The 24,605-nt window shown below is 71.9% G+C and carries 20 protein-coding genes and 1 pseudogene; 11 read left to right on the top strand and 10 right to left on the bottom strand.

Annotated features, from left to right (window positions below; genetic code table 11):
• Window positions 1-148: 148 nt before the first annotated feature.
• Window positions 149-421: pseudogene (locus ACH4K1_RS31245) on the bottom strand (transposase); the annotation flags it as partial.
• A gap of 759 nt (window positions 422-1,180) precedes the next feature.
• Here ACH4K1_RS31245 and ACH4K1_RS31240 point away from each other — a divergent pair.
• Window positions 1,181-2,542: an erythromycin esterase family protein gene (locus tag ACH4K1_RS31240; RefSeq protein WP_398092900.1), complete on the top strand. Its 1,362-nt coding sequence runs from the start codon at window positions 1,181-1,183 to the stop codon at window positions 2,540-2,542.
• A gap of 58 nt (window positions 2,543-2,600) precedes the next feature.
• Here the strand turns inward: ACH4K1_RS31240 and ACH4K1_RS31235 are convergent, their stop codons facing one another.
• The gene (locus tag ACH4K1_RS31235) at window positions 2,601-3,608 is read right to left on the bottom strand and encodes an ABC transporter substrate-binding protein (protein ID WP_398092899.1); all 1,008 of its coding nucleotides are present in this window, start codon (window positions 3,606-3,608) and stop codon (window positions 2,601-2,603) included.
• Window positions 3,609-3,757: 149 nt separating this feature from the next.
• Between ACH4K1_RS31235 and ACH4K1_RS31230 the strand changes: the two genes are divergently transcribed.
• The 4 genes from ACH4K1_RS31230 to ACH4K1_RS31215 all read left to right on the top strand — a co-directional run bounded on the left by ACH4K1_RS31230 (window position 3,758) and on the right by ACH4K1_RS31215 (window position 9,947).
• Window positions 3,758-4,549, top strand: a complete 792-nt coding sequence (locus ACH4K1_RS31230) for an ABC transporter ATP-binding protein (RefSeq protein ID WP_398092898.1) — start codon at window positions 3,758-3,760, stop codon at window positions 4,547-4,549.
• Window positions 4,550-4,619: 70 nt separating this feature from the next.
• Window positions 4,620-5,279, top strand: coding sequence for an MSMEG_1061 family FMN-dependent PPOX-type flavoprotein (locus ACH4K1_RS31225; RefSeq protein ID WP_398092897.1), 660 nt, complete (start codon window positions 4,620-4,622; stop codon window positions 5,277-5,279).
• 158 nt (window positions 5,280-5,437) lie between these two features.
• Entirely contained in the window at window positions 5,438-7,213 is a 1,776-nt protein-coding gene (locus ACH4K1_RS31220; protein ID WP_398092896.1) for an Imm49 family immunity protein, read from the top strand.
• 544 nt (window positions 7,214-7,757) lie between these two features.
• Complete coding sequence (locus ACH4K1_RS31215) at window positions 7,758-9,947, top strand: glycoside hydrolase family 3 C-terminal domain-containing protein (protein WP_398092895.1); 2,190 nt, start codon at window positions 7,758-7,760, stop codon at window positions 9,945-9,947.
• A gap of 243 nt (window positions 9,948-10,190) precedes the next feature.
• Here the strand turns inward: ACH4K1_RS31215 and meaB are convergent, their stop codons facing one another.
• From meaB to ACH4K1_RS31200, 3 genes are read right to left on the bottom strand one after another with little or no spacing between them, the layout of a single operon-like run.
• Window positions 10,191-11,213, bottom strand: coding sequence for a methylmalonyl Co-A mutase-associated GTPase MeaB (gene meaB / locus ACH4K1_RS31210; RefSeq protein WP_398092894.1), 1,023 nt, complete (start codon window positions 11,211-11,213; stop codon window positions 10,191-10,193).
• A gap of 12 nt (window positions 11,214-11,225) precedes the next feature.
• On the bottom strand, window positions 11,226-13,457 hold the full coding sequence (scpA, locus tag ACH4K1_RS31205; protein ID WP_398092893.1) for a methylmalonyl-CoA mutase: 2,232 nt from the start codon (window positions 13,455-13,457) through the stop codon (window positions 11,226-11,228).
• A complete protein-coding gene (locus tag ACH4K1_RS31200; RefSeq protein ID WP_398092892.1) occupies window positions 13,457-15,319 on the bottom strand; it encodes a methylmalonyl-CoA mutase family protein in 1,863 nt (620 codons plus the stop codon). The genes scpA and ACH4K1_RS31200 overlap by 1 nt, the downstream gene beginning before the upstream one ends.
• A 269-nt stretch (window positions 15,320-15,588) precedes the next feature.
• Between ACH4K1_RS31200 and ACH4K1_RS31195 the strand changes: the two genes are divergently transcribed.
• The 4 genes from ACH4K1_RS31195 (at window position 15,589) to ACH4K1_RS31180 (ending at window position 20,139) form a co-directional block, all read left to right on the top strand.
• Window positions 15,589-16,101 carry an SHOCT domain-containing protein gene (locus tag ACH4K1_RS31195; protein ID WP_398092891.1) on the top strand — a complete coding sequence of 171 codons (513 nt, stop codon included), beginning with the start codon at window positions 15,589-15,591 and terminating at the stop codon, window positions 16,099-16,101.
• Window positions 16,102-16,221: 120 nt separating this feature from the next.
• Window positions 16,222-17,019, top strand: coding sequence for a tyrosine-protein phosphatase (locus ACH4K1_RS31190; protein ID WP_398092890.1), 798 nt, complete (start codon window positions 16,222-16,224; stop codon window positions 17,017-17,019).
• An 85-nt stretch (window positions 17,020-17,104) separates the two neighbouring features.
• On the top strand, window positions 17,105-18,049 hold the full coding sequence (locus ACH4K1_RS31185) for a hypothetical protein (RefSeq protein ID WP_398092889.1): 945 nt from the start codon (window positions 17,105-17,107) through the stop codon (window positions 18,047-18,049).
• Entirely contained in the window at window positions 18,046-20,139 is a 2,094-nt protein-coding gene (locus ACH4K1_RS31180; protein ID WP_398092888.1) for an MDR family MFS transporter, read from the top strand. Before ACH4K1_RS31185 ends, ACH4K1_RS31180 begins: the two co-directional genes overlap by 4 nt.
• A 25-nt stretch (window positions 20,140-20,164) precedes the next feature.
• Here ACH4K1_RS31180 and ACH4K1_RS31175 read toward each other — a convergent pair whose 3' ends face one another.
• From ACH4K1_RS31175 to ACH4K1_RS31155, 5 genes are all read right to left on the bottom strand, one after another.
• The gene (locus ACH4K1_RS31175) at window positions 20,165-20,752 is read right to left on the bottom strand and encodes a GNAT family N-acetyltransferase (protein WP_398092904.1); all 588 of its coding nucleotides are present in this window, start codon (window positions 20,750-20,752) and stop codon (window positions 20,165-20,167) included.
• Between the two features lie 112 nt (window positions 20,753-20,864).
• Window positions 20,865-21,299, bottom strand: a complete 435-nt coding sequence (locus ACH4K1_RS31170; RefSeq protein WP_228989260.1) for a YchJ family metal-binding protein — start codon at window positions 21,297-21,299, stop codon at window positions 20,865-20,867.
• Between the two features lie 176 nt (window positions 21,300-21,475).
• Window positions 21,476-22,285, bottom strand: coding sequence for an SAM-dependent methyltransferase (locus ACH4K1_RS31165; protein ID WP_398092887.1), 810 nt, complete (start codon window positions 22,283-22,285; stop codon window positions 21,476-21,478).
• A 76-nt stretch (window positions 22,286-22,361) separates the two neighbouring features.
• Window positions 22,362-22,598 carry a DUF397 domain-containing protein gene (locus ACH4K1_RS31160; RefSeq protein ID WP_010058136.1) on the bottom strand — a complete coding sequence of 79 codons (237 nt, stop codon included), beginning with the start codon at window positions 22,596-22,598 and terminating at the stop codon, window positions 22,362-22,364.
• Window positions 22,595-23,458 (bottom strand): helix-turn-helix domain-containing protein, encoded by an 864-nt coding sequence (locus tag ACH4K1_RS31155; RefSeq protein WP_398092886.1) that lies wholly within the window; start codon window positions 23,456-23,458, stop codon window positions 22,595-22,597. The genes ACH4K1_RS31160 and ACH4K1_RS31155 overlap by 4 nt, the downstream gene beginning before the upstream one ends.
• A 208-nt stretch (window positions 23,459-23,666) precedes the next feature.
• On the opposite strand from ACH4K1_RS31155, the gene ACH4K1_RS31150 reads away from it, so the two are divergent.
• The gene (locus ACH4K1_RS31150; RefSeq protein ID WP_398092885.1) at window positions 23,667-24,143 is read left to right on the top strand and encodes an ATP-binding protein; all 477 of its coding nucleotides are present in this window, start codon (window positions 23,667-23,669) and stop codon (window positions 24,141-24,143) included.
• Window positions 24,137-24,574 carry a hypothetical protein gene (locus tag ACH4K1_RS31145; protein WP_398092884.1) on the top strand — a complete coding sequence of 146 codons (438 nt, stop codon included), beginning with the start codon at window positions 24,137-24,139 and terminating at the stop codon, window positions 24,572-24,574. The genes ACH4K1_RS31150 and ACH4K1_RS31145 overlap by 7 nt, the downstream gene beginning before the upstream one ends.
• Window positions 24,575-24,605 lie beyond the last annotated feature (31 nt).

Genomic DNA, 24,605 nt, shown 5'->3' with positions numbered 1-24,605 from the left:
GCCACACTGCACAACCACGCCCTGGCCGCATGATCAACAAGGCCCCGGCCGACAGCTTCGCCTGCCCACTCACAGCCTTCTGCAACACGCTTTAGAGGTTGTCCCGTAAATGATCTGAGGCATGCAGGATGACCTGCTTGTTTGCCTTTCATCCGGTGAGGGTGAGGTTGTGGAGGCGGGCGATGCCGAGCATCGCGTGGTGGACGCCGTCACCTTTCAGGCGGCAGTCACGGAGGATCTTCCAGCTCTTCATGCGGGCGAAGGCGTGCTCGACGCGGGCGCGGACCTTGCGGTGGGAGGCGTTGTGGCCCTCCTTCCAGGCCGGCAGTTCTTCGTTCTCTGAGGTGGCCTCGACAGCGGCCTTCGTGCCGGAGTCTTCCCAGGCCCGGCAGTCGTTGCGGTTGCCGGGCAGCGGCTTGCCGAAAACCCGCGCGGGGCGGCGAGGCCAGGGGAGAGCAGGATGACCCCGGCCGCTCCGGTCGCCAGGCCTGCAGTCACCCACGGACGGCCGGTTCGTGCAGCAGAGTAGAGGGCGACCGCGAGGGCGGCGCCGAAGTGATGGCTCACGGACGTCGTCAGGTTCAGCAGCGCGCCGAGCACCAGGCTGACGGCCATGACGGTGAGCGGAAGGCGTCGCCTCACCAGCAGCGGTAGCGCCGAGACGGTCACCAGCAGGATGCCGACAGTCGATACGGGCACACCCGCGACCTGTGAGAACGCGCGGTACCCGACGAGATCCACCACAGCGGCACCGCCGGCCAGCAGGACATCGTTACGGGACCACGGCAAAGAGCCGGCTCCCGCCGGAAAGAGGCGCGCGCAGCCCGGGCGCGAGGGCGGAGCGCTGTACCACGTCGCCATGCCGGCCCCTCCCTGGTCGTCCTTCGCCGCGATGCCGAACGGTCCGGACGGCATCGATCCCGCTGGTGCCATTGTCGCCGCGTGCCACGCCACCCGGCTCAGTCGCAGGGCCGAGACCGGACCAGGACCAGGGCCCCGGTCCGGCGGGCGACCGGGCCCAGGGCCCCGTACTGCTTCTCGTCCCACGCTCGTACGGTTTCCGCGTATTTCGGTGATGTGCTGAAGGGGAACTTCCCGAGAGCGTGTGGGGCATGGCTTCAGCGTTTGTCGCGGGCCTTCCCCGAAGACCTCATACGCCATGATCGAAGGACCGAATCAGATGGCCACTCATAAGAAGCGCGTCAGCCGCCGGGTACTCCTCGCCTCAGCGGCGATCGCGGCGGGAGCACTCTTCACTCCCGCGGCGGTCAATGCGGCCACCGCCGACAAGTCCCCCGCGGGCGGGGAAGCCCGCAGCGAGGTACGCGCGCTAGAGTCGGCCGCGCACCCGCTGCGCTCGATCGAGCCCGGGGGCAGCACAGCAGACCTGCGGGCCTTGTCCTCCATGATCGGCAACGCCAAGGTGGTGGGTCTCGGCGAGGCCACCCACGGATCCCACGAGTTCTTCACCATGAAAGAGCGGGTCTTCCGTCACCTCGTGGAGAAGAAGGGCTTCACGACCTTCTCCCTGGAGATGGGCTGGGCCTCTGGGCTCCAGGTCGAAGAATACCTCCAGAGCGGAAAGGGGGACGTGCGCAAGATCGCCAAGGAGGCTCTGGGCGGTTCCCCCTGGGAGCGGGAGGAATTCGTGAGCCTTATCGGGTGGATGCGGGATCACAATCGCCGCCACCCGAGCCGCACCGTCCATTTCATGGGCAACGACGTCAGCGCTCCCACACTGAGTGACGCGTTCTTCGCCCGGGTCACCGGGTACGTACAGCGCAACCGCCCCGAGGCGCTCCCCCAGCTCAACGAGCTCTACGCGGGTCTGCGCCCGATCGACGACGCCTTCGCGTACTTGGGCAAGCCCCTCGCGGAACGGCAGGAACTCGCCGCCAAGGCGCACCAAGCCCTGGAACTGGTCAGCAGCCGGGAGGACTCCGGCGATGAAGATTTCGTATGGGCCGAGCAGAACGCTCGGTCGATCGCCCAGACCGCCGAATTCCTCACCATGGACGTAACCGACCCGGAATCGGTGGCGACCTCGCAGCGCTTCCGCGACAAGGTGATGGCCGACAACGTCACCTGGTGGCAGCGGCAGATCGGCGGCAAGGTGCTCCTGTCGGCGCACAACGAACATGTCGGCTACCTCGCCGCCGACCCCAAGATGTATCCCAAGACGCAGGGTTCATTCCTGCGCGACACTTTGGGTAGGAATTATCTCCCTATCGGCTTCACTTTCAATCAGGGCTCCTTCCTGTCCAAGGACACCGCCCTCGGCGGCGAATGGAAGAAGTTCACCGTCGGTGCCGCCGGCCCCGGCAGGAACGAGCACACCCTCGACCGCATCAGGTACCGGGACTTCTACCTCGACGTCCGGCGCGCCCCGGCCGCCGCGCGCGCCTGGCTGAACACTGCCCGTCCCACGCTCAGCCTCGGTACCCAGTTCCCCGCCGAGCCGCGCGACGTCGCGCTCGCCGCATCCTTCGACGTCCTCATCCACCTGCACGAGGTCCGGGAGGCCGACAAACTGAAGCCGTGACAGTGCCTCACCGGGGGCTCCCGGTCCGGGCCGCACGGCACCGCGCCTCACCCGGAGGTCACTCGGCCGAGAGCGCCTCGACGTAGTCGTTCAGGACGACGTCCGCCGCGAGCGGACCGCCGCGCGTGGACCACACCGAGCCGTCGACCGTCACCGCGTGGCCGTTCTTGACGGCGTCCAGCTCCTTGTAGGCGGGCTTGGACTGGACGTCCTTGAGCGCCTTCTCGCCGTCCGAGGTCAGCGTGGACATGAAGAGCCAGTCGCCGTCGATCTCGTCGATCTTCTCCAGGCTCAGCGACGGCGTGTGCGCGTTGCCGTCCTTGTTCTGGGACGCGGGCCGCTTCAGCCCCATCTCCAGGGCGACGCCGCTGGCGAACTGCTTGTTCTCCATCCAGCTCGGCCCGTCCGGGTTCCAGCGGACGATGGAGACCTCGGCGCCCTTGTTCGCGCCGAGCTTCTCACCGGCGGCCTTGGCGGCGGCCTCGTGGCCGGTGATGAACTCGTTGGCCTCGTCCAGCTTGTTGACGGCGTTGCCCACGCCCCGGAAGAACAGCTTCCAGTCGTCGGTCGGGGCCATCGTCACCAGCGTGGCCGGGGTGATCTCCCGCAGCTGTTCGAGCACCTGCTCGTCCTGCATGTCACCGGCGAGGATCAGGTCCGGCTTCGCGGCGACGACCTTGTCCATGACCGGCTGGAGCAGGTTGCCGACGACATCGACGCCCTCGACCTTGTCGGCCAGGTAGGCCGGAGGCTTGTCCAGCCCCTGCCCGTTGGTGATGCCGACCGGCTTGATGTCCAGCGCCAGGACGGCGTCCAGGTCCTCCTGGGTGAGGGTGACGATGCGCTTCGGCTCCGCCGGGATCTCCACCGCCTTGCCGGTGGCGTCCTTGACCGTACGGGTCGCGGAGGAGGCGGAGTCGGCCTTGCCGGCCTTCCCCCCGGCGGAGGCGCCCGAGTCGGAGTCCGATCCGCAGGCCGTCAGGAGCAGGGTGGCGGCGCCGAGGGCGGCGACGGCGTGCGCCGCTCTCCGGGCGGCGGTGCGGGCGGGACGACGGTGCAGGTTCATCAAGGGCTCCGGGTTCAACGGGACATGAAGCGGCGACGGCCGTACGGGCGCAGGGATGCGCCCATCGGCTCGTGAGCGAGCTAAGGTTAGCCTTACTTTAGCTGCACCGGGCGCAGTGGTGCCCAAGTCCTCCGGAAAGGCCGGTCTCCGTGGAAATCCGTGTCGAACAGCTCACCGCTGGATACGCCGGTCACACCGCCGTCGATCGGGTCGATCTGACGGTCCCCTCCGGACAGGTCGTGGCGATCGTCGGCCCCAACGGCTGCGGCAAGTCGACCCTCCTGCGCTCCATGGCCCGCCTCCACCAGCCCCGCTCCGGCGCCGTCCTCGTCGGCGGCGCCGATGTCTGGCGACTGCGCCAGCGCGACGCCGCCCACCGCATCGCCCTGCTGCCCCAGGCCCCGCAGGCCCCCGAAGCGGTCACCGTGGCCGGACTCGTACGGTACGGACGCCACCCGCACCAGGGCCTGTTCCGCCAGTGGTCCCACCGGGACGAGGAGGCCGTCGCCCGCGCCCTGGAGGCCACCGGGACCGCCGCGCTGGCCGGACGCCGCCTCGACCAGCTCTCCGGCGGCCAGCGCCAGCGCTGCTGGCTCGCCATGGCCCTCGCCCAGGAGACCCCCGTGGTCCTGCTCGACGAGCCCACCAGCGCCCTCGACATCGGCCACGCCGTGGAGGTCCTGGACCTGGTCCGCGAGGTGGCCGCGCAGGGCCGCACCATCGTCATGGTCGTGCACGACCTCGCCGCGGCGGCCCGGTACGCCGACACCCTGGTCGCCATGCGCGACGGCCGGATCGTCGCCTCCGGCCCGCCCCGCACGACCGTGGACGCCGCGCTGGTGCGGGAGCTGTACGGCATCGAGGCGGAGATCCTCACCGCGGCCTCGGACGGCGCCCCCGTCGTCGTGCCGAGGGTGAGCGCGCCCGCGGCCGGCGTCTGAGCCGACCGGCGCGGGCCCCGCGCGCACCCGCACCGGCGCGGGCCCCGGACGGCTCGCTAGGGTCGAACGCATGACGACATCCCCGGCCGGCAGCGCCTTCGACTCGCTCCGTCTCGACGCCGTGTCCGACCACGAGGAGCTGCGCCGGGCGTACGCGCTGCCCGGCGCCGCGGCCGTGCGCAAGCAGATGACCGAACTCACCGAGCAGACCCGGCAGTTGATCCGATGTTCCTCGCTGGTCCTGGTCTCCAGCGTGGACGCCGGGGGCAACTGCGACGTCTCACCGCGCGGCGGCCCCGCCGGTTTCGTCAGCGTCCTGGACTCGCGGACCGTGGTGATCCCGGACGCGACCGGCAACAAGCGCCTGGACACCATGCAGAACATCATCACCACCGGACGGGCCGGCCTGCTCTTCCTCATCCCCGGGCGCACCACGACGCTCAGGGTGAACGGCCGTGCCTGCGTCTCCACCCGCCCGGAACTGCTCGCGCAGCTGACCGCCGTGGGCAAGCCCCCGGCCGGCGCGCTGGTGGTCGGGATCGAGGAGGTCTACCCGCACTGCCCCAAGTCGCTCATGCGCAGCGGCGCCTGGAAGCCGGAGCAGTGGCTGCCGGCGGACGCCCAGCCGACCTCGGCCGAGGTGACGCTGGCCCAGTTGAGGATGCCGGAGCTGACGATCGCCGACATCGAGCGCGTGGAGGCGGAATCGCTGAAGTACCGGTACGAGTAGCAGCACCGCTCCCGCGGCTCGCCCGGCCGAGGCACCGGTCCTCACCTCCCGCCGGCGCGGCTGCGGCCGCGCCGGCATGCGCGAACGCCTCCCGGGCGGGAGTGCGGAGGCATTCCCTAGGCTGTCCCCAGGTCCGATCAAGAAGCGGGGCAGGGTTCATGCGCGTAGAACGTCATCAGGTGTCCCGGGCCGCCGTGTCGGCGGCCCGCGAGGACTTCACCGACCGGATCGGAAGCCGGGTGCGCTCCCTGTCGAGGGCCGACCGGATGACCACCTACGCATGGCGGTCGATCGCGGACGAGTTCCTGGAGTACCTGGGCGCCCTCTCGGTCGAGACGCCCGACCTGGACACACCGGAGGCCGAGGCCGTTCTCAAGGACGCCTCCGAGGCCGCGGCGGGTGCCGTCGCCTACGCGGCCTACCACCCCCACTGCGGCTTCCAGGTCTTCCTGGACTACGTCAACTTCGGCATGAGCTACGACCGGGGCGAGGACGCCCCCGAGGAGAGCGTCACGGCGGGGGAGTGGACCGACGCCCTCTGCCTGGCGGTCCTCAGAGACCGGGCCGCCCGGCACGGAGAGGCGTTCCGCTTCGCACGGGACAAGTTCGTCGAGCAGACCCGGGGCACCCCGGCGGGCGAACTCGCCACCGGGCTGATGGCCGTGGTTCTGGACGACACCGGCGACGAGGACGACTGCCCGCCGAGCGCCGAGGCCAAGCTCTCCGCCCTCGACGCCGCCCTGGACCGTGTCCGTGCCCGCGCGGAGGAGACCGGCGAGTCCCTGCTGGAGAGGCCGGGCAGCGCCGCGCTGTACGCGTTGCGTGCCCTGGTCGCCGAGGACCGGGACGCCTTCGACGCCGCGCTGGCCGACATCCTGACCCGGCACGCGGCGCTGCACAGCGCCTCCGCCACCCCCGCCAGCCTCCTCCCGCTCGTCCCCCTGGCCCTCGCCGCGCTCGCGTACCGCACCCTGGGCTGGTCCCCGGCCGTCCGGACCGACTACCTTCCGCACGCGCTGGTCACCGGCTTCGAGCCGCGGAGTCCGCGGGTGGCCGGGTTCGGCCGGAACCGGCGGCCCGACGCGGTGGCCGCGCTCGCCGCCGGCCCCCTGACGGTGGAGCGGCCGTCCTTCGAGTGGACGGTGCACCTGCAGGCCGAGACCCTGTACGAGGAGCACGTCGCGGACCTCCTCGCCACCGGCGGCGGCGAGCCCCACGCGGTCTGGCGGCTCGGCCGGGCCATGGGCGACCAGGAACGCCTGTTCAAATGGCGCTCGGGTGTGTCGGAGGGGGCCACGGACGACCAGCTCCGGAACGTCCGCCTGGCCTCGCAGATGGGGGCGGCACTGTTCCGCATCGCGCTGGCCGAGCCGGGGACCGACGTCGAGGTCGCCATCGACGGCCGCCCCCTGCGCTACCGGGCCCAGCGCGACGAGAAGGCCGGGCCCGGCCCCTGGCACACGGCCACGGCCTTCGCCCTCATCACCGGCTCACGGGAGGACCTCGCCCCTCTCGTCCTCACCGGCCCGACGTTCGCCGCCCCGGACGGCTCCGCGTTCAGCGCCTACCGCGAGGCCCTGCACGCCTACTTGACGGGGACGGCCCCCGAAGCGGCGGCCGAGCGGGCTCTGCGGCAGGCCGAGAAGGCCAGGGAGTGGGGCTGGGCGATGCCGCCGGCCGTCCTGCTGTCCCAGCTGGTGGAAGGCGACGCCGAAAGCTTCAACCTGGCCCTGGCCGACGCGCTCGAAACCCACCGCGCCCACTACCAGGTCGCCGACCGGGCCGACGACCCGGACGCCGCCGTCAACCTCGACGCGCTCGCACTGGCCTGCCACGCCCGCCGCCGCGGCTGGGACATCCGCGTCGACTCCGCGTACCTCCCGAAGGAACTCCTCCGGGCCGCCGAGCCCTTCGAGGACGCGTCCGGCCGATGATCTGATCACTCGGTGAAAAGCCCGGGAAGCGCGTGCCCTCGACAAGCATGTGCGGAAGACCGGCGAACAGGTGCGTTCAGCGCGCAAGCAGGTATGCCGACCACGGCGGGCCGGACGAATCGGGCGAGGCTCTCCCGGCAGTGTGGCGCACCGCGAGGCGAGGCATTCCGTGCTCGACGCGTTCGGCCAAGGGGGCCACTTTCGGCGTAGGCGTTCCTCCAGCCGTGCTCCGTGCGATCGGAAAGTCCGGGCAACACCCCGCTCCTGAGCCAAGTGGACTGACCCGCCGGGGGTATCTTCGCTCGGACGCGACGGTCGTAGATCCGTTCTGATCGCAGGCGGGCGGTGCCGTGTCTCGGGATTGCGCCGCCGGCCGGTCATCACTTTTGACGCATGAAGAGACCCGGGCGTCTCGCTGTGTGGCCGACAGGCCGCGTACGTGGAGTACAGGGAAAACCCCGTGCCGCCGTCCCTCCGCCCCCCGGTCGCGCGCTCTCGACGCAGTGGCCGGGAAAGCCCGTGACCGCCCGAGAAAGGATTTTTGATGAACTCTGAGTCGGAACATGTGCTGACGGCGCGGTTTCGTGCGGACGCGAACCCCTGGCCCACATGCGAAGAAGACCGCCGGGAGGCAGACGCGCTCGTCGCCCGGATGACGCTGGAGGAGAAGGTCTCCCTGCTCACAGCGCCCATGGGCTACGGTCCCCGTCCCCCACGCGACGCAGTGGGTTCCGCCGGGCACTGCGGCGGTCTGCCACGCCTGGGGATTCCGCCCTGGGACGAAAGCGACGCGAGCCTCGGCGTGACGAACCCCATGTCGGTGCGCGGGGATGAAGCGGCGACGGCTTTCCCCTCCAGCCTGGCTCTGGGCGCTACGTTCGACCGTGAACTCGCGGCTGCCCAAGGACGCGCTCTGGGCGTCGAGTCCCGGGCGGCGGGCATGAGTGTTCAGTTGGCCGGCGGCATGAACCTGATTCGTGAGCCGCGAGGGGGACGCAACTTCGAGTACTTCAGCGAAGACCCGCTTCTCAGCGGAATCCTCGCGGGGAGCAGCGTCCGCGGTGTACAGGAGAAAGGCGTCGTCTCCACGCTGAAGCACTTCGCGCTGAATGCTCAGGACACGGGACGAGTGATGATCAGCTCGGATCTCGCGGAACCCGAATTGCGCGCATCGGACCTTCTCGCCTTTCAGATCGCGATCGAGCACGGCGGTCCTCGTTCGATCATGACGGGCTACAACATGGTCAATCGCGTCTACGCTTCGGAGAACCCGTGGCTGCTGAACACTGTGCTCAAGGGCGACTGGGACTTTCGGGGCTTCGTCATGTCGGACTGGGGCGGAACCCACTCCTCGGCCCATGCCGCGACGGCCGGGCTGGACCGGCAATCCGGCCATCAGCTCGACACGGACACCTTCTTCGGTGACGGACTGATCGCGGCCGTGCGGGCGGGCCGTGTGCCCGAGGCGCGGATCGACGACATGGCCGCGCGCATCATCGGCGCGCTGCGATCGGTCGGCGCGCTCGGCGCGCGACGGGAACCGGTCGCCCTCTCGCAGGAAGTCCGGGAGCAGCACGCCGGCATCGCCGGCCGAGTGGCAGTGCGGTCCCTGGTGCTGCTGCGCAACGAGAACGGCGTCTTGCCCCTGGATTCCGGGCTGCCGCGTCTGGTCGTGGTCGGTGGCCGGGCGGACACCGGAGTCCTGTCCGGAGGCGGAAGTTCGGCGGTCACCCCACCCGACGCCGAAGTGGAGGAGGGCTTCACGATCGCCCAGATGTCGATGCCCAAGGTCCTGCACCGCCCGGCGCCTCTCGACGAGATGCGACGAGCCTTTCCGCACACGGAGGTCGTCTTCCTGGAAGGCGGGGCTGACGAGGTCGCGGCGTCGCTCCGGGAGGACGACACCGCGGTCGTCTTCGCCGGCAGATGGGCCACGGAGGGACGCGACAACCGGGATCTCCGTCTCGACGGCGATCAGGACGCCCTCATCAGCGCTGTCGCCGCCGGGGCCCGCCGAACGGTGGTCGTACTGGAAACCCCCGGCGCGGTGACCATGCCGTGGCTCGAGGACGTCGAGGCCGTACTCGCGGCCTGGTACGGCGGCGGAGGCGGGGCGGCCGCGATCGCCGCCGTGCTGGCCGGGAAGGCGAACCCCTCCGGACGGCTGCCCGTGACCTTTCCCGCGCAGGAGAGTCAGCTTCCACGCCGCGAACTGCCCTCCTTCGACGCGACCACGTCGAATCCCGGGGAGCCCCTTCGCGGCTCCTTCCCGCTGGTGAGCTATGACATCGAGGGGGCGGACGTCGGATACCGCTGGTACGCGCGAGAGGGGCTGCGCCCACTCTTCTGGTTCGGTTCCGGTTTGTCCTACACCGAGTTCGAGTACAGCGAGGTGGACATCCGCGTGGGGCCGGGTGGCTATCCGACGGTGTCGTTCCGGCTCACGAACACGGGCGGGCGTGCGGGGATCGACGTTCCCCAGGTGTATCTCGCCCCGCCGGACGGTGTGTTCCGTCTCGTCGGCTGGGCCGACGTGGCCCTCGATCCGGGACAGCGGCGGACGGTGCGCATCACCGCCGACGAGGCCCGTTCGTACGGCCGCTACGTCGTCGACGACCCGCGGTGGGTGGTCGAGGCGGGAACCTACCGGGTTCGACTCGCGCGGAGCGCCGCCCCTGATGACGTGGTGACGGAGGCGGCGGTCGACCTCGAAGAGATCGTGCTGAAGCCGTGACCTCTCGGGTTCCCCAACAGGCATGGAGAGGCTGGGGGTTGACCACCCCGGAGGGCGGCGGCGCACCGATCGCACTGCCGGTGGGCGAGCGCTCGACGGAGTGATGGGGCCGGCACCGGACGCCGGCCCCGACGCCGCAGCCGGCCCGCTGGAACCAGGATCACGCACCGGACACGCAGCGGGGGCCCGGGGTCACCACGGGCCCCCGCTGCGTGTCCGCGACGGCGCGCGGCGCCGTCGCGCTCAGCCGTTCCCGCCGCGTGCGCCGCCCTCGGGGAGCGCGCCGCCGCGGAACGCGCCCAGGATCTCCTCGGCCGCCAGCGTCGCCGTCAACGTGCCCTCCCGGACCCGCTGTTCCAGCTCCGGCGCGAGCTTCCGCACCACCGGGTGGCTGCGCAGGCTGTCCAGCAGCTCGTCGCGGACCATCGACCAGGTCCAGTCCACCTGCTGGTCACGCCGTTTGGCGGCCAGCCGACCCGTCGAGTCCAGGACCGCGCGGTGCTGCTCCAGCCGCTCCCACAGGGTGTCCAACCCGGTCGACTCGCGCGCGCTGCACGTGAGCACCGGGGGCGTCCACGCCGCGTCCGACGGGTGCATCAGCCGGAGCGCGCCCGCCAGTTCACGCGCCGCCGAGCGGGCGTCGCGCTCGTGCGGGCCGTCGGCCTTGTTCACCGCGATGGCGTCCGCCAGCTCCAGGACGCCCTTCTTGATGCCCTGCAGCTGGTCGCCGGTACGGGCCAGCGTCAGCAGCAGGAACGTGTCGACCATGTTGGCCACCGCCGTCTCCGACTGCCCGACGCCCACCGTCTCCACCAGCACCACGTCGTAGCCCGCCGCCTCCATCACCACGATGGACTCCCGGGTCGCCTTCGCCACCCCGCCCAGCGTGCCCGCCGAGGGAGAGGGGCGCACGAAGGCGGCCGGGTCCACCGCCAGGCGCTCCATCCGGGTCTTGTCACCCAGGATGGAACCGCCCGTACGGCTGGAGGACGGGTCGACCGCCAGCACCGCCACCCGGTGACCGAGCCCCGTCAGCATGGTGCCGAGCGCGTCGATGAACGTGGACTTGCCCACGCCCGGCACCCCGCTGATCCCGATCCGCCGGGCCGCCCCCGCGTGCGGCAGCAGCCGTTTCAGCAACTCCTGCGCCAGCACCCGGTGTTCGGCGCGCGTGGACTCGACGAGCGTGATCGCGCGCGCCACGGACGCCCGCTTCCCGTCGAGCACTCCCCGCACATAACCGTCGATGTCGATCTTCACGGCCATCCGGTCAGCGGCTCACAGCTCGTGGCCGAGCGCGGCGCCGAGCCGCGTCACCAGGTCGTGGGCCGCGTCCGGGATCACCGTCCCCGGCGGGAAGACCGAGGCGGCGCCCGCCTCGTGCAGGGCCTCGACGTCCTGCGGCGGAATCACCCCGCCCACCACGATCATGATGTCCTCGCGCCCTTCGGCGGCCAGCTCCTCGCGCAGGGCGGGAACGAGCGTGAGGTGCCCCGCCGCCAGCGAGGAGACGCCCACGATGTGCACGTCGGCCTCGACGGCCTGCCGCGCCACCTCGCCCGGCGTCTGGAACAGCGGGCCGACGTCGACGTCGAAGCCCAGGTCGGCGAAGGCCGTGGCGATCACCTTCTGGCCCCGGTCGTGGCCGTCCTGGCCCATCTTGGCGACCAGGATGCGCGGCCGGCGGCCCTCCGCCTCCTCGAACGCGTCGACCAGCGCACGGGTCCGGTCCACGGAAGGGGACTCTCCTGCCTCTTTGCGGTACACACCGGAGATCGTACGGATCTGCCCGGCGTGGCGCCCGTACACCTTCTCCAGCGCGTCCGAGATCTCGCCGACCGTGGCCATCGCGCGCGCCGCCTCGACCGCCAGCGCCAGCAGATTGCCCTCCAGGTCCGGACCGGGATCGCGCCCGGCGGCGGCCGTCAGCGCGCGCAGCGCCTCCTGGCACTTCGCCTCGTCGCGCTCCTCGCGCAGTCGGCGCAGCTTCTCGATCTGCTGCGTGCGCACGGAGGAGTTGTCGACCTTGAGCACGTCGATCTGCTCGTCGGTCTCCACCCGGTACTTGTTCACGCCGATCACCGGCTGCCGCCCGGAGTCGATCCGCGCCTGCGTGCGCGCGGCCGCCTCCTCCACCCGGAGCTTGGGGATGCCCGCGTCGATGGCCTTCGCCATCCCGCCGGCCGCCTCGACCTCCTCGATGTGCTGCCAGGCCCGGTCCGCGAGGTCCCGCGTCAGCTTCTCCACGTACGCGCTGCCGCCCCACGGGTCGATGACCCGGCAGGTGCCCGACTCCTGCTGGAGCAGCAGCTGGGTGTTGCGGGCGATCCTGGCGGAGAAGTCGGTGGGCAGCGCCAGCGCCTCGTCCAGCGCGTTGGTGTGCAGCGACTGGGTGTGCCCCTGCGTCGCGGCCATCGCCTCCACACACGTACGCGTCACGTTGTTGAACACGTCCTGCGCGGTGAGCGACCAGCCCGACGTCTGCGAATGCGTGCGCAGGGAGAGCGACTTGGGGTTCTTCGGGTCGAACTGCTTGACCAGGCGCGCCCACAGCAGCCGGGCCGCCCGCAGTTTGGCGACCTCCATGAAGAAGTTCATCCCGATCGCCCAGAAGAACGACAGGCGCGGCGCGAACGCGTCGACGTCCAGCCCCGCCTCACGCCCGGCGCGCAGGTACTCCACCCCGTCGGCCAGCGTGTACGCCAGCTCCAGATCGGCCGTCGCCCCGGCCTCCTGGATGTGGTAGCCGGAGATCGAGATGGAGTTGTAGCGCGGCATCTTCCGTGAGGTGAACGCGAAGATGTCGGAGATGATCCGCATCGAGGGCGACGGCGGATAGATGTAGGTGTTGCGGACCATGAACTCCTTCAGAATGTCGTTCTGAATGGTCCCGGCCAACTTCTCGGGCGGTACGCCCTGTTCCTCGGCGGCCACGATGTACAGCGCCAGCACGGGGAGCACCGCGCCGTTCATCGTCATCGACACCGACATCCGGTCCAGCGGAATGCCGTCGAACAGCTGGCGCATGTCGTAGATCGAGTCGATCGCCACCCCGGCCATGCCGACGTCCCCGGTCACCCGGGGGTGGTCGCTGTCGTAGCCCCGGTGGGTCGGCAGGTCGAAGGCGACCGACAGGCCCTTCTGCCCGGCTGCGAGGTTGCGCCGGTAGAAGGCGTTGGACTCCTCGGCCGTGGAGAAACCGGCGTACTGGCGGATGGTCCAGGGCTGGTTGACGTACATCGTCGGGTAGGGCCCGCGCAGGTACGGGGCGATGCCCGGGTACGAGTGCAGCGCGTCCAGGCCCTCCAGGTCCTCACCGGTGTAGAGCGGCTTGACCGTGATGCCCTCGGGCGTCTCCCAGAGCGGGGCCCCGGCGCCGTCGGCGGCCTTCGTCACGGCCGCCTGCCACTCCTCGGCCGAACCGGCCGGGGCGGTGGGCGCGTCGGAGGCGAGCGGAACGTCGGAGAAATCGGGAACGGAGGGTTTCCGGTCCGTGGGCGAGGTCGGCATCACGCCACTCCCATGCGGTCGAGTACGGAGGTGAGAACGGCGACCGCGTCGCAGCCCGCGAAGACGTAGCCGTCGACGCCGGCGTACTCGCCGGGCCGTCCGGCGAGGAACACCCGCGCCGCGCCGGCCGACTTCAGCGCACCGGCCACCGGCTCCGCCTGCTCGGCGTAGAGCGCGTCGGAGGAGCACAGCACGGCGACCGACGCCCCGGAGGACTTCAGCGCCCCGGCGGCGGTCTCCGCGTCCACCGACACCGGATCGTGCACCGCCTCGATCCCGCCGGCCCCGAAGAGGTTGACGGCGAACGAGGCCCGCGCGGTGTGTGCCGCGGCCGGGCCGAGCGCGGCGACGAACACCTTCGGGCGGCTCCCGGTCGCCGCGAGGTGAGCGTCCGACCGGGCGCGCAGCGCCTCGAACGCCTCGTCCCGCCGGACCCGCGGCAGACCGCCCGGGGCGCCGGCGTACGGGTCGGGCGCGGGTTCCCGCTCCACCGCGCGCTCCCCGGGCATCGGGAACTCGCTCACCCCGGTGATCGGCTCCTTGCGGCGGGCCAGCTTCGCGCTGCGCGCCGCCCAGGTGGCGGCCAGCCGCTCCGCGACCATTCCCGAGCGCAGGGCGGCGGGCAGCCCGCCCGCCCGCTCGGTCTCCTGGAAGAACTCCCAGGCCGCAGCGGCGAGTTCGCCGGTCAGCCGCTCCACGTACCAGGAGCCGCCCGCCGGGTCGACGACCCGCGCCAGGTGGGACTCCTCGATGAGGATCGTCGAGGTGTTGCGGGCGATCCGCCGTGCGAACGCGTCGGGCAGGCCCAGCGCGTGATCGAACGGCAGCACGGTCACGGACTCCGCGCCGCCCACCCCCGCGCCCAGCGTGGCCAGGGTGGTGCGCAGCATGTTCACCCACGGGTCGCGGCGCGTCATCATCACCGGCGAGGTCACCGCGTGCTGCCGCTGCGCTCCGGCGGCGGGAGCCCCGGACGCCTCGGCGACCCGCGCCCACAGCCGGCGTGCCGCGCGCAGCTTGGCGATCGTCAGGAACTGGTCGGCGGTGGCCGCGTAGCGGAACTCCAGCTGCCCGCAGGCCGCTTCCACGCTCATCCCGGCCTCGGTGAGGGCCCGCAGGTAGGCGACGCCGGCGGCCAGGGAGAGGCCCAGCTCCTCGCCGGCCGAGCCGCCCGCCTCGTGGTAGGGCAGCGCGTCCACGGCGATCGCCCGCAGCTCCGGGTACTCCGCGTCGCACCGCTGCGCCCAGCGCACGGCGGGGGCGAGCTCCGCCTCGACGCCCGTCCGGGCCTCGTGGCCGAGCGGGTCGGCGCCCAGCGTGCCGCGCACCTCGCCCTTGGCGACGCCGCGCTCGCCGTACAGCCTCAGCAGCTCCGTCGCCGCGGCGTCCAGGTCGGCCGGGGCGTCGAGGGCGATCGGCGCGAGATCGAGGTACACGCCGTCCAGCGCCCGCGCGAGCCCGTCGACGGGGACGCCCGCCGGGCCGCCGACCGCGAGCCAGAGCGAGGTGGCCCCGTTCTCCAGGTCGCCCAGGAGCGCCTCGTTGAGCCGGACGGGGTCGGGGAGGGCGTGGCGCTGGCGCACGTCCCAGCCGCCCGCCGCGTTCCCCTCGGCTCTGCTGCCCCGGACGAAGGGGGCGAAGCCGGGGAAGCCGGTGTCCGGGGACTCGTCGTTCGCGGTGTAGAGGGGGCGGGTGGTGAGCCCGTCCTCCAAAGTGGTGGACAGGGCTTCCTCGGCGGCCGAGCCCGAGACTTCCTTACCCGACTTGCGCAGTACGCCTTCGACGAGGCTCTGCCACTGGTCGTGGGAGGGGTCGGGGAACGCGGCGGTTGGAGAGAGCCCGTCAGCAGGCTGGACCGTCATGCTCAGATGCTAGGGCAGGGCAGGGAACGAGCAGCAGGGGCACGGGCTGTGACCTTGCCCTCGCGGAGATGCACTTGATCCTTTACACCCGGTCGCGTAACCGGCGGGGCCGCCCGGTGAGGGGCAACACGACGGGTCGCGACATCGGGATGAATCGGACTGGCGACGCATATTATGTGCGGAGTTTCCTGATGTGTTGTGCCATCCCTGGAATGCCCGTATCCACCCCGGCGCGCCCACGGCCGCCGGGACACGGAGAGGACGCGACCGTGGCCGTCGGACCTGTGGAGTACCTCGTCATCGCCTTCCCCGGCAGCAGCTTCACCGGGTCGATCGCCCCCGCCCTCGCCGGAGCGGTGTCCTCCGGCGCCGTCCGGGCCGCCGATCTGGCTTTCGTCCACCGGCCCGGGGACGGTGCGCCGGTCCAGGTGGAGCTGCGGGCACTGGACGCCGGGGGAGCGGTCCCCGCGGACGCGGACGGCGGCGACGCTGCGCCGCTGAGCCGCCGGGACCTCGACCTGCTCGACGGGAGGGTGCCCGCCGGGGACGTCGCCGCGATCGTCGTCCGGGAGGACCGGTGGAGCACGGAGGCGGCCCGCGCGCTCCGCGAGGCGGGCGGCGTCTTCGTCGCGCACGAACGCCTGGGCCCCGGGGCCGGCGGGGAGGAGGCCGCCGACGACGACATCATCGACCGCCTGGAGCGCCTCGCCGACCTGTGGAAGCGCGAGATCCTCAGCGACGAGGAGTTCGTGGAGCAGAAGACCAGGCTCCTGTCGGACTGAGCTCCTTCCGGCGCCCCGGGCAGCCGGACCGCGTCTCCCGGGACCGGAGCCCACCCGCCACCGACATTGATCCTGATAGGGGGAATCCCTGGATTTCCTCGGGGAAAGAGGCAGTTCATCGTGCAGACCGCCCGGACCGTTCCGGCCTCCACCGTTGTCAATCTGCGCGACCTGGGCGGCATCGCCCTGGGCCGTGACCGCCGGGTGCGCCAGAGCGTCCTCTTCCGCTCCGGCCAGCTGAGCGAACTCGACCCGGAGAACGACCGGGCGGTCTTCGCGCTCGGCGTCCGCACCGTCGTGGACCTGCGCACCGCCGACGAGCGCCGGTGGGCCCCGGACCGGCTGCCGGTCCGGTCCCGGCTCTTCGTCGCCGACGTGCTGGGCGACCACCCCGGCGTCGCGCCCGCCCGGCTGCGCTCCCTGCTCGCCGACCCCGCCGAGGCGGAACGGGCGCTCGGCGGCGGCCGCGCCGAGGAGCTGTTCGCCGAGACCTACCGCAAGATGGTCCTCTCGCCCGGAGCGTCCGCCGCCTACCGGGCCTTCCTGGAGACCGCCGCCGACCCCCGCGCCCGTCCGGTGCTCTTCCACTGCACGGCGGGCAAGGACCGCACCGGCTGGGCGGCGGCCGTGCTGCTGATGGTCCTCGGAGCGCCCCGCGCCACGGTCCGGGCGGACTTCCTCGGAGTCAATCCGGCCGTACGGGCGGCGTTCGCCCCGCAGGTGGCGCGGTTCCTCGATCAGGGCGGCGACCCCGCCGTCGCCGCCGCGATCATCGAGGTCCGCCCCCGCTACCTGGACGTGGCGCTCGACGCCATGGACGAGCGGTGGGGCGGCCTCGACGGCTATGTGCGCGACGGACTGCGCGTGCCCGCCCCCGTACTGGAGCGGTTGCGCGAGGACCTGGTGGTCCGCGGCTGAGACGGTCGCCGGAACGGGCGAGCGCGGGGAGGGGGCGGGGGGGGGCCGGGGCCCCCCCCCCCCCGACCGGACCACGGAGGTCTCCATGCCGCCCGCTCCCGCCACCGCTACGGACGACGCAGGGGGAACGGGGACCGGCCGTCGTCGGCCCTCCCTCCTGCTCGTCACCGATCTCGCGTACGAGGCGCGCGGGCGGCGCTACGGCGACGAGGACGTCTTCCTCTCCTCCCGGCTGCGCGAGACGTTCGACGTCGCGCTCTGCCACCCCCGGGACGCGGCCGCGCTGCTGGAGGGGTTCGACCTCGCCCTCGTCCGCAACAGCGGGCCCGTCCTGCACCACCGGCAGGCGTACGACGCCTTCCGCGCACGTGCGCGGGGGCTGGCGACGCCGGTCTACAACCCGCTGGACGGGCGGGGCGACATGGCGGGCAAGGAGTACCTGGTCGAGATGGACCGGGCGGGCCTCCCGGTCATCCCCACCGTGGACCGGGCGGCCGATCTGGGCCGGCTGCCCGACGTCCCCCGGTACGCGGTCAAGCCGAAGCTGGGGGCGGACTCGGTCGGGCTGCGGTTCGTCACGGCGGCGGAGGCCCGGGCGGAGCTGGGGCGGGCGGCCGAGGGCTCCCTGCTCGTCCAGCCCCGGATCGGCTTCCGCCACGAGGTCTCCTTCTACTTCGTCGACCACGACTTCCAGTACGCGCTGTACGCCCCGGACCCGGAGCGGCGCTGGGAGCTGGAGCCGTACGCGGCGAGCGCGGCGGACCTGGAGTTCGCCCGGCGCTTCATCGCCTGGAACTCCCTCACCCACGGAATCCAGCGGGTCGACGCCTGCCGCACGGTGGACGGCGCTCTGCTGCTCGTCGAGTTGGAGGACCTCAATCCGTACCTCTCGCTCGACCGGCTCCCCGAGGAGGCCCGTGAGGCGTTCGTCTCCCGGCTGACGAGGTCGATCGCCTCACTGCTCCGCCGGCCCCCGTCCGGCCCGCTCCGCGTGCGGGGGGCCGGGGGCGGTGTGAGGGTGCAAGGGTGACCACTGCCAGCGAGCAAGCTTCCGCCGCGCAGGATTCCGCCGCGCCGCCGCCCGTCCTGGACCGGCGGCGGCGCAACATCGTGTTCGCCACGATCGTGCTCGGCATGCTGCTCGCGGCGCTCGACCAGACCATCGTGGGCACGGCCCTGCCGACGATCGTCTCGGATCTGGGCGGCGCCTCGCACATGTCGTGGGTGGTCACCGCCTATCTGCTGGCGGAGACGGTGGCCACCGTCCTCGTCGGGAAGTTCGGCGACCTGTTCGGACGGAAGCTGGTCTTCCAGGTCTCGGCGGTCATCTTCATCACGGGGTCGTTCCTGTGCGGCCTCGCCTCGGACATGCTGCTGCTGATCCTCTGGCGCGGCATGCAGGGCATCGGCGCGGGCGGTCTGATGGTCACCTCGATGGCGCTGATCGCGGATGTGATCCCGCTGCGCGAACGCGGCAAGTACCAGGGGGCCATCGGCGCGGTCTTCGGCATCTCGACCGTGATCGGACCGCTGCTCGGCGGACTGTTCACCGACCATCTGACCTGGCGCTGGGCGTTCTACGTCAACGTGCCGATCGCCATCGTGGTGGTCATCGCCGCCGCCCGGAACATCCCCTCGGTGAAGGCGGCGGGCCGCCCGGCCATCGACTACGCGGGCATCGCTCTGGTCAGCGTCGGGGCGAGCGCGCTGATCCTGGCGACGAGCTGGGGCGGCAACGAGTACGCCTGGGGATCGGTCGTGATCATCGGCCTCTTCGCCGGCGGTCTGATCGCGCTCGCCCTGTTCTGCGTGGTGGAGACGCGGGCGAAGGAGCCGATGCTGCCGATGCGGCTGTTCCGCAACCCGGTCTTCACGGTCTGCTCGGTCCTCAGCTTCATCGTGGGCTTCGCGATGCTGGGCTCGATGATCTTCCTGCCGACCTATCTGCAGTACGTGGACGGGGACTCGGCGACGCTCTCCGGGGTGCGGACGCTGCCGCTGGTCGTCGGCCTGCTGGCCGCCTCCATCTTCAGCGGCAACGTGGTGAGCAAGACGGGCCGCTACCGGGTGTTCCCGATCGTGGGGACGCTGGTCATGGCGGCCGGGCTGTTCCTGCTGTCGAGGATGGGGCCGGAGACCGGAGTCTGGCTGGAGTCCCTCTACATGGTGGTGCTGGGCCTCGGCATCGGGTTGGCGATGCAGGTGCTGACGATCGCCGTGCAGAACACCGTGGACTACGAGGACCTGGGCACGGCCACCTCGGGCGTGACGTTCTTCCGTACGCTGGGCAGCGCCTTCGGCACGGCGGTCTTCGGCACCATCTACGCCAACGCGCTGAAGCCGAACCTCACCGACGGCCTCGCGCGGGCGGTGGCGGCGGGCGGCGACCCGGCGGCCCTGGCCGGCGCCTCGCAGAGCCCGCAGGCGCTGCACGCGCTCCCCGCGGCCCAGTCGGAGCCGCTGGCCCAGGCGTACGCGGACACGCTGCACACCGTGTTCCTGTGGACGGTGCCCGTGGCGCTGATCGGCTTCGTCATCGCGCTGTTCCTCAAGGAGGTGAAGCTGCGGGACTCGGCCCGGCTCGGCTCGACGGACATGGGCGAGGGGTTCGCCCAGCCCGGCAGCGGGGACTCGGCGAAGGTCCTGGAGTACTCCGTGGCCACGATCCTGCGGAACGCCGGGCCGGAGACCGCCCGGCGGATCACCGCCGAGTCCGACACCCGGCTCGACATGGCGGGGGCCTGGGCGGTGATGCAGGTGGACCTCTTCACCCGGATGGTCGGCCATGCGGGCCTCCGGCTGATCGCGGCCCGGCACCGCATCCCGCCGGAGGTGCTCGTGCCCGTCTTCGACCGGATGATCGAGGAGGGGTACCTCACGGGCGACGGCCGGATCTTCTCGCACACGGCGGCGGGCCGGCGCGAGGCGGCGGTGATCTCCGACGCCTGGGGCCGCTGGCTCAACGACCGCCTGGCCGAGGACGGGGCCCGCCCCGACGACCGTCGGCTCCGCGCCACCGTCGACATCATCGCCAAGCGGCTGCTGGCGGAGGACCTGGCCCAGGAGTTGTCCCCCGCGCCCGCCCCGGGCGGCTCCTCACGGGTGGGCGCCCCCGTCTGAGGCCCGGACGGGCGCCCCGGCTCCGTCAGCGCTCCCAGGACCGGGGGCGGTCCAGCGCCTCCCACTCCGTGCGGAGCAGGCCGAGGATCGCGTTGTCATGGCGGCGGCCGCGGTGCAGACAGGAGGACCGGCGTACGCCCTCGTGGACGAACCCGGCTCCGCGCAGGGTGGCGAGGGCCGCCGCGTTCCCGGTGTGGGTGACGGCTTCGACCCGGTGCAGCGGCAGTTCGCCGAAGGCCAGGTCGGTGAGGGCGGCGAGCGCGTCGGACCCGATGCCCCGGCGGCGGTGCTCGGGGGCGAGCAGGAGGTACGCCTCGGCGGTGCCGTCGACGAAGTCCTCCTCGATGAGGGCGATGTGCCCGGCCGGTGTGCCGTCCGCCAGGAGGACGAGGAAGTCGTCGCGGTCCCGGTCCTCCACGTAGCCCTCGACGCGCTCGTGGAACTGCTGGAGCGCACCGGGCCAGACGCCGATCTCCTGGGCGGCCACGGGGTCGGCGCGCCAGTGGTGGATCAGCTCGGCGTCGTCGGGCTCCAGCGGGGTGAAGGCGACGTCACGGCCCCGCCAGAACCGTTCCCGCGCGGCGTACGACGTCACGTCCTCGTGCTCGTTCATGCGTTCGTGCTCGTTCACGCGTAGATCGTACGAACGGGCCCGAGCGGCGGGAAGCGGGTTTCCGTACCCGCCGCCGGGGCCGCTCCGGGCCCGGAGCGGTGGACGGCCGGGCTCAGTCGACGAAGACCGCCGTCGTGTAGACCCAGGCCCCCTCGTGCCGGACGAAGCGGCTCTTCTCGTGGAGGGAGTCGGGGCGTCCGTCGTCGGTGTAGTGGGCGCGGAAGGTGACCGTTCCGGTGGAGTGGAAGGCGCTGCCCTCGGTGGTGTCCAGGATCTCCAGGCGCACCCAGCGCATCGCGGGGTCGAAGTCGACGCCGGGCGGGCGGGTCTCGGGGTGCCAGGTACGGAGCAGGTACGCCGCGTCCTGGACGGCGAAGGCCGCGTACCGGGAACGCATCAGGGCCTCGCAGGTCGGTGCGGCGGCACTGCCGGAGTGGAACCGGCCGCAGCACTCCCCGTAGGCGGCGGACAGTCCGCAGGGGCACGGGGAGGCGGGGGCGACCGGCGGGGCGGCGGACGCCCGGGGCCGGGAGGCGCGTCGTGACATGGGTCCATTGTGACGCGTGCGGCGGACGGGGCGAGAACGGGCTCGGCCCCCGCCTCCCCGACGCGCGGCACCCCGCCTCTCCGACGCACGGGGCCTGTGCGTGTCGCCCCCGCGTGCGGGGCCGGCGCCGGGGCTCCCCGCCGCCGCGGAGGCGGGCGGGGAGGGGGAGGCACGGGTCAGGGCTTGCGGGCGACGCCGGCGTAGCCGGGGATCGGCTCGTCGCCGGGGACGTCGATGACCTCGCCCAGCTCCGGATGCCAGTCGGCGGAGAGCGTGACGCCCGGTTCGACCAGTTCGAGGCCGTCGAAGAAGGCGGTCAGTTCGGCGCGGCTGCGGGGCCGCAGCGTCATCCCGCGCTCCTTGTACATGGCCCGTGCCTGCGCGGCGCCCTCCGGGTTGAAATCGCCGGTGGTGTGCGAGAGCACCAGGTAACTGCCGGAGGGAAGCTGGTCGACGAGCTTGTCGACCAGCTCGCCCGCGCCGTCCTCGTCGTCGATGAAGTGGAGCAGGGCCAGCAGCGACAGGGCGATCGGCCGGTCGAAGTCCAGGACCTTGCCGGCCTCCGCCAGGATGGTCTCGGGCTTGCGGGCGTCGGCCTGGATGTACTCGGTCGCCCCCTCGGGCGTGGAGCGGAGGAGGGCCGCCGCGTGGGCCAGCACGATCGGGTCGTTGTCGCAGTAGACGACGCGGGCGTCGGGAGCGGCCTGCTGGGCGATCTGGTGGAGGTTCGGCTCGGTGGGTATGCCGGTGCCGATGTCCAGGAACTGGCGTACCCCGCTCTCGGCGAGCCAGCGGGTGGCCCGGTGCATGAACGCCCGGTTGACCCGTGCCATGTCACGTCCCCGCGCGTCGAGGGCGAGCAGTTGACGCGCCATCTGTTCATCGACCGGGTAGTTGTCCTTGCCGCCGAGGAACCAGTCGTACATCCGGGCCGGATGCGGCTTGGTGGTGTCGATCTCGATGGAGTGGTGCTCTGGTCCGGTCATGGCGTGCTCCGTGGTCGGGGTCCGTGGGTCGACGATGGGGGGACGCGTGGTACGAGGGGCGGGGCGGGGTGCGGACTCAGGTGAGCAGGAAGTCGGCCTGGCCGGCCTTGGCTCCCTGGATGAACGCGGCGATCTCGCCGTTGGAGTAGATGAGGGCCGGTCCGTCCGGGTCCGCGGACTGGCGGACGGCGACCCGCCCGTCGGCGAGTTTCATCGCCTCGATGCAGTTGCCGCCGTTGCCGCCGCTCCACGGCTTGTACCAGCCTTCGGAGCCGAGGTCACCGGCCGGCATGCCGTTGTATATGTGGTTCATCGCAGCTCCTTGCGGAAGTCCCGGAGGATTTCCTTCGTGCGTTGTGCAGTCGCGGCCTGAGCCGCCATGCGGTCCATGACTTCGAGGTAGGAGGCCACCTCGGGGCGGGCGTCGAAGTAGACGGCTCCGGTCAGGTACTCGCTGTAGACCATGTCGGGGAGTTCGGGGACGGCGAACCGGAAGAGGACGAACGGACCGTAGGTGCCCGGGTGGTGGCCGGTGGCGAACTCCGCTATCTGCAACGTGACGTGGGCCAGCTCGGTCGCTTCCAGCAGCTTGTCGGCCTGCTCGCGCATCACCCGGGCGCTGCCGACGGGACGTTGCAGCACGGTCTCGTCCATGATCACCCACAGTTTGGGGGCGTCGGGCTTGGCCAGCAGGGACTGCCGCTCCATCCGCAGCGCCACATGGCGCTCGATGTCCTCGGGGCGGGTCTGGCCGACCGCTCCGGTGCGCATCACGGAGCGGGCGTACTCCTCGGTCTGGAGCAGTCCGGGCACGAAGTGGGGCTCGTACATGCGCAGCAGGCTCGCCGCGCCCTCGAGGCTGACGTACATGCTGAACCAGTCGGGCAGGACGTCGTGGAAACGCTGCCACCACCCCGGCTTGTTGGCCTCCTCCGCCAGGTCGACGAAGGCGTCGGCCTCCTGGTCGCCGACGCCGTACGCCTTCAGCAGCAGCTGGACGTAGGGGATCTTCAGCCCGACCTCGGCCGTCTCCATCCTGCGTATCGTCGCCGGGGCGACCCGGAGCACCTTCGCCGCCTGGTCGCGGGTCAGGCCGACACGCTCGCGCAGATCCTGCAGGCGCTTGCCGAGAACGACCTGGCCCACGGTCGGGGCGGACCGCGGTTCGCTCACTTCAGACCTCCCCATGCGCTGTTCTGCGAGCAGTGTGCCATGCGTGCACCCGCCACGACACGGCCACTCTGGAAATTTCAGAGTGCCTCTTGCCAAGTGTCATCGTCAGGGGGAGAGTTGGCTCCCGAACCAGTTCGCTCAGTCACGCCTGCCCCCGGCCCGCCGGGGGGACGAAGCGTGACGCAGCCCCCACTGTGAGGAATCGGTCGTGGCACCTGGCAGTGCGCTCATCCCCCGGCTCATGGACCTCAGCCCCGGGACGGAGGCGCTCCGTTACTGCTTCGCGCTGCCGGCGCGACCCGAGTCGGTGGCCGGCGCCCGCGAGCTGACGCGGGTCCGGCTGGACGCCTGGGAGCTGGGCCGCGACACCTGTGACGCGGCTGTCCTGATCGTCTCCGAGCTGGTGACCAACGCGGTCGTGCACACCGCGAGCACCCGGGTGGTGTGCGAGCTGAGCCGTTCCGGCGGACGGCTGCGGATAGCCGTGCAGGACCAGGGCCACCAGCCCGACGGCCCGCGGTTGCGCCGCTCCTCCGACGACGAGCACGGCCGCGGTCTGCTCCTCGTGGACGCGATGAGCAGCGCCTGGGGTTCGCACGACGCGGGGGACGCCTCCGGGCGCATCGTCTGGGCCGAACTGCCGCACGACGCCGGGCACCGCTCCGGCGCCGAGCCGCCGTGTTGAGGCACGCGCTGGCCCGGCTGCGGACGGCGCACCGGGTCCGGACGCCGGAGCAGGCCCGCGTCGGCCGGATGCGGCTGACCCTGCCGGGCTCGATGTCGGTCTCCCTGGGCTGCGACGCGGTCGGGGTCCCCGCCCGGCACGGCTTCCGCCTCATGTCCCATCTGCCGCGTACCGGTTGCGTCTTCGCCGACGCGGACCGCTGGTGGTGGATCGTCCCGGCCGGCTCCGACCTGGAACTGGCCTGGCCCGAGCAGGTGACCTACGCGCGGGACGCGGACGTGCCCGGCGGGCGGCCCCGGTTGATCCACTCCCCGGACGCCCCCACTCCGTACACCCCGCCCATCCCGCTCTTCCTGATGGTCTGCCAGGTGACCGGGGTGGCCCCGCGCTGGTCCTCGGCCGGAGAACCCAGCGTCGTACCGGCCCCCTGAGCGGCGGGCCGAGCGGTCCCGGCCGGCCCCG

The sequence above is a fragment of the Streptomyces sp. NPDC017448 genome, from assembly GCF_044330565.1.
Classification (GTDB): domain Bacteria; phylum Actinomycetota; class Actinomycetes; order Streptomycetales; family Streptomycetaceae; genus Streptomyces.
The sequence above is the reverse complement of the archived record's forward strand: the minus strand, read 5'-3'. Positions and strand labels throughout refer to the sequence as shown.

Excerpts from the sequence above, each read along its gene's own strand:
- ACH4K1_RS31240 (WP_398092900.1), top strand. The coding sequence starts at position 1,181 with ATGGCCACTCATAAGAAGCGCGTCAGCCGCCGGGTACTCCTCGCCTCA.
- ACH4K1_RS31235 (WP_398092899.1), bottom strand. The coding sequence starts at position 3,608 with ATGAACCTGCACCGTCGTCCCGCCCGCACCGCCGCCCGGAGAGCGGCG.
- ACH4K1_RS31225 (WP_398092897.1), top strand. The coding sequence starts at position 4,620 with ATGACGACATCCCCGGCCGGCAGCGCCTTCGACTCGCTCCGTCTCGAC.
- ACH4K1_RS31220 (WP_398092896.1), top strand. The coding sequence starts at position 5,438 with ATGCGCGTAGAACGTCATCAGGTGTCCCGGGCCGCCGTGTCGGCGGCC.
- ACH4K1_RS31215 (WP_398092895.1), top strand. The coding sequence starts at position 7,758 with ATGAACTCTGAGTCGGAACATGTGCTGACGGCGCGGTTTCGTGCGGAC.
- meaB (WP_398092894.1), bottom strand. The coding sequence starts at position 11,213 with ATGGCCGTGAAGATCGACATCGACGGTTATGTGCGGGGAGTGCTCGAC.
- scpA (WP_398092893.1), bottom strand. The coding sequence starts at position 13,457 with ATGCCGACCTCGCCCACGGACCGGAAACCCTCCGTTCCCGATTTCTCC.
- ACH4K1_RS31200 (WP_398092892.1), bottom strand. The coding sequence starts at position 15,319 with ATGACGGTCCAGCCTGCTGACGGGCTCTCTCCAACCGCCGCGTTCCCC.
- ACH4K1_RS31185 (WP_398092889.1), top strand. The coding sequence starts at position 17,105 with ATGCCGCCCGCTCCCGCCACCGCTACGGACGACGCAGGGGGAACGGGG.
- ACH4K1_RS31175 (WP_398092904.1), bottom strand. The coding sequence starts at position 20,752 with ATGAACGAGCACGAGGACGTGACGTCGTACGCCGCGCGGGAACGGTTC.
- ACH4K1_RS31170 (WP_228989260.1), bottom strand. The coding sequence starts at position 21,299 with ATGTCACGACGCGCCTCCCGGCCCCGGGCGTCCGCCGCCCCGCCGGTC.
- ACH4K1_RS31165 (WP_398092887.1), bottom strand. The coding sequence starts at position 22,285 with ATGACCGGACCAGAGCACCACTCCATCGAGATCGACACCACCAAGCCG.
- ACH4K1_RS31160 (WP_010058136.1), bottom strand. The coding sequence starts at position 22,598 with ATGAACCACATATACAACGGCATGCCGGCCGGTGACCTCGGCTCCGAA.